The organism is Antarcticimicrobium sediminis, from assembly GCF_004348975.1.
In the GTDB taxonomy this organism is placed as follows: Bacteria; Pseudomonadota; Alphaproteobacteria; order Rhodobacterales; family Rhodobacteraceae; genus Antarcticimicrobium; species Antarcticimicrobium sediminis.
Map to the genome: position 1 here is coordinate 52862 of NZ_SMFP01000019.1, position 12050 is coordinate 64911.

A 12050-nucleotide genomic window follows, 5' to 3' on the forward strand; every position below is an offset into this window, starting at 1 on the left:
AACTGATATGACACCTGAAACCCTGTTCAATCTTACCGGCAAGACAGCTTTGGTTACTGGCGGTGCCACCGGCATCGGCCGCATGGCCGCCGAAGGGCTGCTGCGTGCCGGTGCCCGCGTCCTGATCGCCAGCCGCAAGGGCGATGCCTGCGAAGCTGTGGCGCAAGAGCTCAACGCGCTTGGCGGCCCCGGAACCGCCGAAGGATTCGCGGGCGATGTGGGCAGCGAGGCAGGGATCGAAGCCCTCGTGCAAGAGGTGAAAAACCGCACGGAGCGCCTTGAAATCCTTATGAACAATGCGGGCCGCACCTGGGGGGCTCCGCTCGGGCAATTCCCCTATGAGGCTTGGGACAAGGTGATGGGCCTCAATGTCGCGGGCCCGTTTCACCTGACGCAAAGCCTGTTGCCGCTGCTCACCGCCTCGGGCACGCTCGACGATCCGGCGCGGGTGGTCAACGTCGGTTCGGTCATGGGCGAGGTGCCGATGGGCGACGGGGCCTATAGCTATGCCGCCTCCAAGGCCGCGGTGATGCACCTGACCAAGATCCTCGCCAAGGAGCTGGCGGGCCGGTCCATCACTGTCAATGCGCTGGCGCCGGGGCCTTTCGTGTCGAAAATGACCGCTTTTGTCACGGGCGACGTGGAACGGCGCGCAAAGGTCGGGGCCGGGGTTCCGCTGGGCCGGGTCGGGCGCGACGAGGATATCGCGGGCTGCATGCTGTTTCTGTGCGGGTGTGGCGGGGCCTATGTGACCGGCGCGACGATCCCGGTTTCGGGCGGGCTGAACGTGCAGGTCGGCAGCGACCTGTTCGGGCCAGCGCTGGATTGAGCCGGAATCACGACAGGAGGACAGGATCATGAGTATTCGATTTGATGGCCGCGTTGCCATCGTCACCGGTGCTGGTGCCGGGTTGGGTCGCAGCCATGCTCTGGGGCTGGCGGCGCGCGGTGCGAAGGTGGTGATCAACGATCTCGGCGCCTCAACCCAGGGCGAAGGGCAGTCGTCGGACGCGGCCAGCGCCGTCGTGGACGAGATCCGCGCCGCCGGTGGTGAAGCGATCGCCCATGGCACCGACGTCGCGGACGAGGCGGGCGTACGCGACATGGTTGATCAGGCGATGAAGGCCTGGGGCCGCATCGACATTCTCGTCAACAACGCGGGCATCCTACGCGACAAGACCTTTTCCAAGATGACGCTGGAAGATTTCCGCAAGGTGGTCGATGTGCACCTGATGGGCTCCACCACCTGCACCCATGCGGTCTGGCCGATCCTGCGGGAACAGAAATACGGGCGGATCGTGCTGACCTCTTCGGCCTCTGGCCTGTATGGCAACTTTGGCCAGTCGAACTATGGCGCGGCCAAGGCGGCGATGTTGGGGCTGATGAACGTGCTGCACATGGAGGGCGCGCGCGACGATATCCGCGTCAACATGCTGGCCCCGACCGCCGCGACCCGGATGACCGAAAGCCTGATGCCGCCCGAGGCGCTGGAGCTGTTGCGCCCCGAGGCGATCACCCCCGGCCTGCTGTATCTGGTCAGCGACGACGCGCCATCGCGCACGATCCTTGGGGCCGGCGCGGGCTGCTATGCGCTGACCCGCGTTTACGAGACCGAAGGTGTGCTGCTGGAGGGCGACGCCAATACCCCCGAAGGGGTGGCCGCCCAGTTTGACGCCATCGCCGATCCCTCTGGTCAGAAAGAGCTGACCGATGCCTTTCAACAAACCCGGAAATACGCCCGCAAGGCCGCCGATGCCCGTGGCCTGAACCTACCATGGGGTGATTGAGGCGCATGGCTGAACTTCTGGTCATTCGCCACGCGCAGGCCTCTTTTGGGGCCGAAGACGCCGGGGGCTATGACAAGCTCAGCGATCTTGGCCACCAACAGGCCGAGATCGCGGGCCGGGCACTGCGGGCGTCGGGCTGGGTGCCGGACCGGCTGATCACCGGCACCTTGGCGCGGCAGCAGCAAACCCTGCACTCCATGGGGTTCTGCGCCGCGCCGGAAACCCATCCGGGCTGGAACGAATACGATTTCCACGATCTTCTGCATGCCCGGTTCGGTGGCGCGGTGCCGGATGCGGTGCTTGGGGATCGCAAAACCCACTTCCGCACCCTGCGCGAGACCCTGCTTGACTGGCAGGCTGGCGGGTGCCGCGGCGCGCGGGAAACTTGGGAGAACTTTACCGCCCGCGTCGAGGCCGCACGTGTTTCTGCCACCGCCGAACCGGTCGAGCGGGTTCTGGTCGTCAGTTCCGGCGGTGCCATCGGACAGTTGGTCGCCGCCAGTCTGGACGCGCCAGCGAAACAGATGATCGCGCTGAACCTGCAGGTGAAAAACACCTCGATGTCGCGATTCATCTTTTCCGGGACCCGGTTTTTCCTGCATGAATTCAATGCCACACCGCATTTCGCGCCGCCCGAGGCCGCCGATCTGCTGACCTATAGCTGAGGACAATCGATGAGCAACACAGCGCAAACCCTCGATCTTGATGCGGTGGATGCCTATCTGCGGGCGCATCTGCCCGGATATAAGGGGCCTTTGGAGGCGACGAAATTCGACGTCGGCCAGTCCAACCCGACCTTTTTGCTGTCAACGCCAGCGCACAAATACGTGCTGCGGCGCAAACCCCCGGGGGTTCTGCTGAAATCGGCCCATGCGGTCGACCGGGAGTTCCGGGTACAGAAGGCGCTCGAGAACAGCAAGGTTCCTGTCGCCAAGATGCACCTTCTTTGCGAGGATGACAGCGTCATCGGCTCGGCCTTTTACGTGATGGACTTCCTCGACGGTCGCAACTTTGCCGATCCAACCATGGAGGGCGAAGACAACGCCACACGCGCCGGGGTCATCGACGAGATGAACCGCGTTCTGGCAGAACTGCACATGGTCGATATCGACGCGGTTGGCCTGTCGGATTACGGCCCTCCGGGCAATTACATCGAACGCCAGCTGGGCCGCTGGTCCAAGCAATACCGCGCCTCGGAAACCGAGGTGATCCCGGAGATGGATACCTTGATGGAACGGCTCGCCGCCACGATCCCGCCCGAGGATGGGCAGCGCACGCTGGTGCATGGGGATTTCCGTATCGACAACATGATCTTTGCAAAAGGCAGCACCGACTGCCTGGCCATGCTGGATTGGGAGCTGTCGACCATCGGACATCCCTATGCCGATCTGGCGGCCGTGATCATGCAATGGCAGATGCCGCCGGGCGGCGAAGGGCGCGGTCTGGACGGTATCGACCGCGCCGCTTTGGGGCTTCCCAGCGATGAGGCGTTCATTGCAAGCTATTGCGAACGTCGCGGCCTGCCGGGGATCGACAATTTCGGCTTCTACCTGTCCTTCTGCTTTTTCCGCATGGCGGCGATCATCCAAGGGGTGTTGAAACGCGCGCTGGACGGCAATGCGTCAAACCCGGAACGGGCGCGACAATTGGGCCGCCACGTGCCGCAATTTGCCGCCCACGGGCTCGCCGCGCTGGACAAGGGGTAAAGGGCATGGATCTGCCGTCCGATGATGAGGACAAGGACCGGAATTTCATCACCGCACTGGCGCGCGGGCTGGAGGTGCTGCGCGCCTTTCGCCCCAATGAGGTGGATCTGACAAATACCGATCTGTCCGAGCGCACGGGCCTGCCCAAACCGACGGTGTCGCGGCTGACCCATACCCTGTGCAAGCTTGACTATCTGGTGGCCGATCCGCGCAGGGGAACCTATCGGCTGGGGGCCGGGGTGTTGCAACTTGGCTTTGGTGTATTGGCCGGGATGGAGATCGGCGATCGGGCGGCTGATGTGCTGCGCGATCTGAACAACGGCCCCAACTCCTATATCACCGCCGCATTGGGCGAGCGGTTTCGCGACCAGGTGGTCTATGTCGCGGTGCAGGCCTCGCGCGAAGATGTGGCGCTGACCATGCGTATCGGCTCGCGCTTGCCGTTGTTTCACTCCGCGATTGGTCGTGCGATCCTGGTCGCCATGCCCGGGGACGCGCGTGAAGCGGTGTTTGACGCGGCCCGTCAGGCCGACCCGGACGGCGCCCCAGAACGGCAGGTTCGGTTCATCGCGGCGCAGGCTGAATATGAGAGCAAGGGATTTTGCTCTGGTTACGGGGACTGGCGCGGCGACGTGAACGGCATCGCGGTGCCGGTGTTTTCCCTCAATGGATCACGGATCTATGGGCTGAACATCGGCGGCCCGTCCTTTCATGTGAAAAAGAAACAGTTGGAAACCCACTATGCGCCGCGGTTGATCAAGGCTGGAAAACAATTGGGTCTGCGGGCCTGAGGGCGGGTGACAGCGTTACAATTTTTAAATTTCCCGCGGAAAATTCTATAATAAACAGCGCTATATACGGATAGTATAAGGTGAAGCGTAACGTGATGTCTGGGAGCGTTCTATCGTCCTCCACGCGCCCGATTCCGGCCCGACCTTTGAGCCGGGCCAGTCAAGGACCAAATGGGGTGCCCCTACAGGTTACGCGCCTTTTGCAGCGCAGGGCGCGCCAAAAGCCGATCCGCATAGGCGTTCAGGTTCGGCTTATCCGAGAAATCCATCCCCAGCATGTCGCGCGACACAGTAACAGAGTGGCCGGTCATGATATCGGCGGCGGTGAAATCCCCGGCCAGATATGCGCACCCCTCCATCTGTTGCTCGACCGTCGTCAGCATCTGGTTCAGCAGCTTGGTCGCGCGTTTCACGTTCACCTCGGTCCGCCGCTCTGGCGGCAGCAGGATGGTTTCGACCACCAGCGTGTTGATTGGCGGCATGATCATGCCTTCGCAATAGTGGAACCACTGTAGATATGCCGCAAATTCCTGTGTTCCAACATCGGGTTGCAGCCGTCCGTTGCCGTAAAGCGCGAGGATGTATTGCACGATCGCCCCGGACTCAAAGAGACGGATTTCCCCGTCTTCCAGAACCGGCACCCGGCCCATCGGGTGAATCTTGCGATACTCCGGCGCGCGCATTTCTGGGCTGCCTAGCTCGAATTTCTCGATTTCATAGTCAAGCGCCAGCTCCTCCAACAGCCAGGCGACGCGAACCGCGCGGGTGTTCTGTGCATAATAAAGTTTCATGATGCTCCTCCGGGAAACGGGTAAATTGACATGGGATCGGGTTTGTGGAAATGCTAACTTCAGATTTTGAAGCGTGTCAACAAGAGGGACCGGATATGGGGCGGGCGGATCTTGCCAATACCAGTTGCCCGGTCTCGCGCGTGATCGAACGGGTCGGCGATCCCTGGGTGCTGATGATCCTGCGTGAAGCGTTTCTTGGCACACGCAGGTTCGATGATTTTCAAGTTCAAACAGGCGTCTCGCCGCATTTGCTCAGTCAGCGGCTGAAGCAGCTTTGTGAGGATGAAATCCTGCAACGCCGGGCCTATAACGCGCATCCCCCACGCTATGAATACCTTTTGACGGACAAGGGCCGCGACCTGTGGCCGGTGATTATCGCGCTGCGCAATTGGGGGCAGACATGGCTGGGTGGCGAGACCATCACGCTGACGCACAAAGCCTGTGGCGCGCGGATTGACCCGGTGATGACCTGCCCGGACTGCGGTACACCGTTGGGCGCGCGGGACGTGCAGGCAGACCTCAGCCCGGAATTCAAACAAGAACGCAAAACCCGACGGGAGGGCAAAGGATGACCGCATCGCAACATCTGATCCGAAAAGACTATGGCGAGGGCATCGTCGCAATCGAGTTGGGCCGCGCACCGGTCAACGCGTTAAGCCCCGAGTTCCTGATGGGGTTTGCCGCGTTGCTGCATGAGCTGGAGCGCGACGAAACCGTGCGCGCCGTCGTTTTGACCAGCGCGTTCAAGGTGTTCTCGGCCGGGCTTGACCTGAAAGAGGCGCAAGACTTTGACCTCGGCCAGCAACAGGCCATTGTCGAGGCTTTGAATGTGGGGTTCTTCACGCTGTTCGCCTGTCCCAAGCCGGTGGTGGCCGCCGTCGCTGGCCCAGCCATTGCAGGTGGACTGTTCTTTGTTCTGGGCAGCGATATCCGGGTCGCCGGACCACGGGCGCGCCTTGGTCTGGCCGAGGTGCGGGTGGGCGTCGATTTTCCGGCCCCGACAATGGAAATCGCCCGCGCGACCTTGGGGCCCAATACGCTGCGCCGGCTGATGCAGACCGGACAACCGATTGATGCGAAACAGGCCGTGGCAGAAGGCATCGTTGATGTTCTGGAGGAGGATGGCGGCATCGTGCTGGATCGTGCGCTGGCCGAGGCGCGGGCATTGGCCGAGATCCCGTCGATTGCCTATGCTTCGGTCAAACGACAGATCCGCGCCCCGGCGATTGCGGCCATTGAGGCGGCGATCGCCGCCGGGGCCAACGCGCCGGAGGACGGGTGGTACAACGCGCAGTCGCGCGATGCGATGCGCCGGATGATTGGTTAATCTGAAACGCCGTGACGTCAGGGGCAAATCGGGCCGCACGGTCGCTCGACATTTGGTGAGTATCGCGGTCAGAGTGTACAAAATAGACGTCCGCTCCGGTGGCCGTCAGGGGGGAGGGAGTACAACAGATGGAAGCCGTAAATGCACAGGATCGGGGCTTTGATCCCGGACGTCTGGATCGCATTTCCGATTGGATGGACCGCTATGTCGCGGACCGGAAATATCCGGGGAGCTCGGTTCTGATCGCGCGCGATAGCGCCGAGGTCTATTTCAATGCCGCTGGAGCGCGCAATGTCGAGGTCGGGTTGCCCTATACCCGCGATACGGTTGCGCGCATCTATTCGATGACAAAACCGGTGACCTCAGTCGCGTTGATGATGCTGGCGGAAAAGGGGCTGTTTCATCTTGATGCCCCGGTGTCAGATTTCATCCCGTCGTTTTCCGACATGCGGGCCCTGATCCCCGGGGCGGAGCGGATTGACCAAACCGAGGCTTGCGCAACGCCGACGCTGCATCAGCTCCTGACCCATACCAGCGGGTTGAGCTATCCGTTCAACCCCGGTGTGCTGTCGCGCGCGATGGACGCTGCGGATCTGATCTTCAAACCGAACCAAGGGTCGTTGGCCGATCAGGTGGATCAGGTGGCGGCGCTGCCGCTGGCGTTTCAACCGGGCACCCGCTGGGAATATTCGGTGGGGATCGACATTCTGGGCCGCGTGGTCGAGGTGGTTTCGGGGAAATCGCTGGCAGATTTCTTCGCCGAAGAGATCTTTGCGCCGCTGGGCATGACCCAGACCGGGTTTTCCGTTCCGCAAGGGACAGGGGACCGGTTCGCGTCGCTGTATACGCCGCTTGCCGGGGATGCGATGGCGTTGAATTCTGCAAAGTCCGGCGGTGATACCCTGCGGCTGACCGACCAGTTCGGGAGGTCGCCATTCGAGAATGCCAACCTGTATTCCGGCGGCGGCGGTCTGGTGGGCACGATCGACGATTACATGGCCTTCGCCGAGATGCTGCGTCGGGGCGGGATCTGTGATGGCGGGCGTCTGCTGAGCCCCTCGACGCTGGATTTCATGATGCGAAACCATCTGCCGGGCGATATCGCCTCGATGGGGCCGCAAAGCTTTGCCGAACAACCCATGGAAGGTATGGGGTTCGGTTTGGGCGGGGCTGTTGTATTGGATACAGGACGGTCCAGAAGCCCTGGAAATATAGGCGATTTTAGTTGGGGCGGAATGGCCTCGACGTTTTTCTGGATTGACCGGGTGCTGGATCTGAGTGTGGTTTTCTTCACCCAGCTTTCGCCGTCCAGTTCATACCCAAGTCGCGCCGAATTGAAGGCGCTGGTGCACGGAGCAGTACTATCATGAGCGCAGAACGACCCATTCTCTGGACCCCGAGCAAGGACCGTATCGAGGGCAGCCGCATGGCCGAATTCATGCGCTGGCTGTCCGAGACGCGCGGCTTGACGTTCGACGATTACAACGCGCTTTGGACCTGGAGCGTCACCGATCTGGACGGGTTCTGGTCGGCGCTGTGGGATTTCTTCGATATTCCCGCCTCGAAACGCTGTGACACCATGCTGGCCGAGCGGCGGATGCCCGGCGCCGTCTGGTGCCCCGAGGGGCGGATGAATTTCGCCGAAGTCATGTTGCGCCCGGCGCAGGCGCGCCCCGATGCCGAGGCCTTGGTCGTGCGCTCGGAAACCTTTGGCGACAGCCGTCTGACATGGGCCGAGCTGTCGGCGCAGGTTGCCAGCGTCGCCGCGCGGTTCCGGGCCATGGGTGTGGGGCAGGGCGACCGGGTGGTCGCCATCCTGCCCAATACCGAGACCGCGCTGATCGCCTGTCTCGCCACCGCCAGCATCGGCGCGATCTGGTCGCTTTGCGCGCCTGACATGGGGCATGTGGCGATCCTTGACCGGTTCCGCCAGATCGAGCCCAAGCTGATCATCGCGCAGGATGGCTATGTCCATGCGGGCAAGATGATTGATCGGCGCGAGGTGCTGAGCACAATCTTCGACGGGTTGGAGACGCTGGAACAGCGCGTTCTGCTGCCGGTGGTCGGAGACCTTCCCGAGGGGGCCGTCGCGTGGTCTGATCTGATTGGCGACACCTCCGAACCGGAGTTCGCGCAGGTGCCGTTCGATCATCCGCTGTGGATCGTCTATTCCTCGGGCACCACAGGCAACCCGAAACCCATCGTGCATGGGCATGGCGGCATCATCCTTGAGGGGGCGAAACAATCGCTGCATCAGGATCTGCGCGCCGGCGACCGGTTCTGCTGGCTGACCTCTTCGGGTTGGGTGATGTGGAATGCGCAATTCGTGGCGCTGGGGCAGGGGGTGACGCTGGCGCTGTTTGATGGCGCGCCGAACCACCCCGACATGCTGGCGCTGTGGCGCTTTGCGGCGGAGGAGCGGCTGACCTATCTCGGGGTTGGTGCGGCCTATATCACCGTCTGCATCAAGGCCGGCATTCGACCGCGCGACGAATTGGATCTGAGTGCGCTGGTCTCGCTGGGCACCACCGGCTCGCCGCTGACCTCGGACGGCTATGACTGGATATATGATGCGGTGGACCGCGATATCTGGCTGGCGCCGATCTCCGGTGGCACCGATTTCGCCGGTGCGTTCGTCTGCGGCAACCCGATGTTGCCGGTGCGCGCGGGCGAGATGCAGTGCCGTGCGCTTGGCAACGCGGTGCGCGCCTATGATGACATGGGCAACGAATTGATCGGAGAAGTGGGCGAATTGGTCTGCACCGAACCGCTGCCCTCGATGCCGCTGTATTTCTGGGGCGACACCGACGGAACCCGCCTGCATGAAAGCTATTTCGACACCTATCCGGGCATTTGGCGCCATGGCGACTGGATCGAGATCACGCCCGAAGGGGGATCGGTGATCTATGGCCGCTCGGACGCCACCATCAACCGCAAAGGGTTGCGGCTGGGCTCGTCCGAGATCTATCAGGCGGTCGAAGGGCTGGAAGAGGTGATGGATTCCATGGTCGTCGATCTGGAATTCCTTGGCCGGGAAAGCTTTATGCCGCTGTTTGTGGCGCTGGCGCCCGGGCTTTCGCTGGACGATGCGTTGAAGGACAAGATTAACAATGCAATCCGCGCGTCGGTTTCGGCCCGGTTCGTGCCAAACGCGATTGTTCAGGTTGCCGAGATCCCACGCACGCTGTCGGGCAAAAAGCTGGAAGTGCCGGTGAAAAAACTTCTTCTGGGGGCCAAACCCGAAAGCGTGGTAAACCGCGATTCCATGGCCAACCCGGACAGTTTCGATCCCTTCATCGCCTATGCTGCCGCGCGCGCCTGATGCTTGAATTGCGAGCCCTGAGAAAGGACTGCCCATGACCGATGTCGGCGCCGAACTGCTGGATCTTCTGAATATTGAACCGCTTGAGGTCGATTTGTTCCGCGGCATCGGTGCGGGCGGAGAGACCAGCAAGCGGATCTATGGTGGGCAGGTGATCGCGCAGGCGCTGGCGGCTGCCTATCACACCGTGCCCGGCCGGTTGTGCCATTCGCTGCATGCCTATTTCATTCGGCCGGGCGACCCGTCGATCCCGGTGATCTATCAGGTCGACCGGGCCCGCGACGGCGGCAGCTTTGCTACAAGGCGGGTGGTGGCGATCCAGCATGGCAAGCAGATCCTGAACATGGCCGCCTCGTTTCACGTCGAGGAGGAGGGCTGGGACTATCAGCACGAGATGCCTGACGTGCCGGGCCCAGAGGGCTTGGCCAATCGCGAGGAGTTGCAAGGGCGTTGGTTGGATCAGATCCCCGAGTCGATGCGCAAGGATTTTCTGCGCCCGCGCCCGATTGAGATCCGCGAGGTGGAGCCGCGCGACCTGATCCACCCTGATCCGAAAAGCGACATCAACCATCTGTGGTTCCGGATGGAGGCCGCCGCCGGGGCCAGCCCGCAGATGCAGCATATTCTTCTGGCCTATGCCTCGGACATGTATCTGCTTGGCTCGTCGCTCAGGCCGCATGGGCTGACCTGGTTCAGCGGCGAGGTGATGACCGCGAGCCTGGATCACTCCATGTGGTTTCACGGCCCGATCGAGTTCAAGGACTGGCATCTGTATAGCATGGACGCGCCCTTTACCGGCGGTGCGCGTGGCTTCAGCCGGGGCAAGATCTTTACCCAGGACGGGCGTCTAGTGGCCAGCACGGCGCAAGAAGGTCTGGTGCGCCCCTACAAGCCGAAATAGGGGCGCAAGCCTGAACGGGCGTTATTCCTTGCCGGTCATTTCACCGTTGAACTGTCGGTTCAGCTTGCGCATCCCACCGATCCAGCGGTCGTAATCGGCGGTCTTGAGCCGCATGTAGTCCAGCACCTGAGGATGCGGCAGGACGAGGAACCTTTCGTCCTGAATGGCGCTGACGCAAATTTCCGCAACCGGTTCGGGTTCCAGCATGCCATCCAGCGCGGCAACGCCTTCCTCGTGGCCACGTGTCATCTCTGAGCGCACCGCTTGCGGGCACAGCACCGAAACCTTGATCCCCTGATCGCCATAGGTCAACGCCAGCCATTCGGCCAGCCCGACGGCGGCATGTTTGGTCACCCCATAGGGCGCCGCACCGACCTGATTGAGCAACCCTGCGGCCGAGGCGGTGTTGAGCAGATAGCCACCGCCACGCGCGATCATTCGTGGCACCACATGACGCGCAGCCCAGACATGGGCCATGACGTTGATTTCCCAGATGCGCTGCCAGTCGGCATCGGGCACCTCGACACCGCCGAGGGTCAGGATACCGGCATTGGAACAAAAAAGGTCGATCGGCCCGATCTCGGTTTCGACTTTCTCAACCAGCGCGGCAATCTCGGCCTCGACGCCCACGTTGACACCCAGGGCGACGCCGCCGATTTCCTGCGCGACGGCCTCGGCGCTCGCGGCGTTCAGATCGGCACAAACGACGCATTTCGCGCCCTCGGCAGCAAAGCGTCTGGCCAGCGCCGCACCGATCCCGCCAGCCGCACCGGTGACGACGACGATCTTGTCTTTTATATCCATAATTCAAGTCCTTACGTTAATAGTCTAATGCGGTGCATAATGCCGGTCTCGACAAACCTCGGCAGGCCTCAGAGGCGAGGGCTGGCGCCAAGCCCTTGAAACCTGCCGGGCTGGTTTCGCCAAGTCTCCGAGCCTGTTAGAGGTCATGCTTCAGCACATCATCCGCATGCTCTGACACCCGAACGGGGCCGCGCGCGACGTTCATTGGTCATATGTACAGCGCCCACCAAGGCGGGTGACTCCGAGAGCGTGGCATGCGCATGGTTCTCCTCCCATTTGCGGACCCAATATCTTGTGTACAGGGCTGCTTTACCTTTGGCGTCACGCTAGTCAGGATTCACTGCGTTGCCAATGGCGCGGCGTTTTTCCGCTACGTCCTGCGGGTGGCGCAGAGTAACGTTCTGAATGATAAGAGGATGATAAGGGATTGGGATATAGGACAGATCCTGGGATCTGGTTCATACCATATTAACCATAATACCGATTATGCGAGCAATCGATTGTAGCCGCAAAGCTAAAATGTCACCTATGTGCAATTCAGAAATGTCACTCTCCCTGCCGAGGATAGCAAGTAGAGAGAGCCGACATGGGATGGGTGATGATGAGCGAGCGCGACTTCCA

Annotated in this window: 12 protein-coding genes; 10 read left to right on the forward strand and 2 right to left on the reverse strand. The window is 61.8% G+C overall.

The window, feature by feature from the left end; genetic code table 11:
- The first annotated feature begins 7 nt into the window (after nt 1–7).
- The 5 genes from E1B25_RS19625 to E1B25_RS19645 are packed head-to-tail and all read left to right on the forward strand — an operon-like array spanning nt 8 to nt 4284.
- A complete protein-coding gene (locus E1B25_RS19625; RefSeq protein ID WP_132831278.1) occupies nt 8–829 on the forward strand; it encodes an SDR family oxidoreductase in 822 nt (273 codons plus the stop codon).
- Nucleotides 830–857: 28 nt separating this feature from the next.
- Nucleotides 858–1787, forward strand: coding sequence for an SDR family NAD(P)-dependent oxidoreductase (locus E1B25_RS19630; protein WP_132831279.1), 930 nt, complete (start codon nt 858–860; stop codon nt 1785–1787).
- A 5-nt stretch (nt 1788–1792) separates the two neighbouring features.
- Nucleotides 1793–2452 carry a histidine phosphatase family protein gene (locus E1B25_RS19635; protein WP_132831280.1) on the forward strand — a complete coding sequence of 220 codons (660 nt, stop codon included), beginning with the start codon at nt 1793–1795 and terminating at the stop codon, nt 2450–2452.
- Nucleotides 2453–2461: 9 nt separating this feature from the next.
- Complete coding sequence (locus E1B25_RS19640) at nt 2462–3493, forward strand: phosphotransferase family protein (RefSeq protein WP_132831281.1); 1032 nt, start codon at nt 2462–2464, stop codon at nt 3491–3493.
- A gap of 5 nt (nt 3494–3498) precedes the next feature.
- Complete coding sequence (locus tag E1B25_RS19645) at nt 3499–4284, forward strand: IclR family transcriptional regulator (RefSeq protein WP_132831282.1); 786 nt, start codon at nt 3499–3501, stop codon at nt 4282–4284.
- Nucleotides 4285–4466: 182 nt separating this feature from the next.
- Here the strand turns inward: E1B25_RS19645 and E1B25_RS19650 are convergent, their stop codons facing one another.
- A complete protein-coding gene (locus E1B25_RS19650) occupies nt 4467–5075 on the reverse strand; it encodes a glutathione S-transferase family protein (protein ID WP_132831283.1) in 609 nt (202 codons plus the stop codon).
- A 95-nt stretch (nt 5076–5170) separates the two neighbouring features.
- Here E1B25_RS19650 and E1B25_RS19655 point away from each other — a divergent pair, with 95 nt between their 5' ends.
- The 5 genes from E1B25_RS19655 (at nt 5171) to E1B25_RS19675 (ending at nt 10625) form a co-directional block, all read left to right on the forward strand.
- Entirely contained in the window at nt 5171–5647 is a 477-nt protein-coding gene (locus tag E1B25_RS19655; protein WP_132831284.1) for a winged helix-turn-helix transcriptional regulator, read from the forward strand.
- Nucleotides 5644–6402 (forward strand): enoyl-CoA hydratase/isomerase family protein, encoded by a 759-nt coding sequence (locus E1B25_RS19660; protein ID WP_132831285.1) that lies wholly within the window; start codon nt 5644–5646, stop codon nt 6400–6402. Before E1B25_RS19655 ends, E1B25_RS19660 begins: the two co-directional genes overlap by 4 nt.
- A 128-nt stretch (nt 6403–6530) precedes the next feature.
- On the forward strand, nt 6531–7772 hold the full coding sequence (locus E1B25_RS19665) for a serine hydrolase domain-containing protein (protein WP_245510788.1): 1242 nt from the start codon (nt 6531–6533) through the stop codon (nt 7770–7772).
- Nucleotides 7769–9724 carry an acetoacetate--CoA ligase gene (locus E1B25_RS19670; protein ID WP_132831286.1) on the forward strand — a complete coding sequence of 652 codons (1956 nt, stop codon included), beginning with the start codon at nt 7769–7771 and terminating at the stop codon, nt 9722–9724. The genes E1B25_RS19665 and E1B25_RS19670 overlap by 4 nt, the downstream gene beginning before the upstream one ends.
- Nucleotides 9725–9758: 34 nt before the next feature.
- Nucleotides 9759–10625 (forward strand): acyl-CoA thioesterase, encoded by an 867-nt coding sequence (locus tag E1B25_RS19675; protein ID WP_132831287.1) that lies wholly within the window; start codon nt 9759–9761, stop codon nt 10623–10625.
- Nucleotides 10626–10646: 21 nt separating this feature from the next.
- Here the strand turns inward: E1B25_RS19675 and E1B25_RS19680 are convergent, their stop codons facing one another.
- Nucleotides 10647–11429 carry an SDR family oxidoreductase gene (locus tag E1B25_RS19680; RefSeq protein ID WP_132831288.1) on the reverse strand — a complete coding sequence of 261 codons (783 nt, stop codon included), beginning with the start codon at nt 11427–11429 and terminating at the stop codon, nt 10647–10649.
- Nucleotides 11430–12050 lie beyond the last annotated feature (621 nt).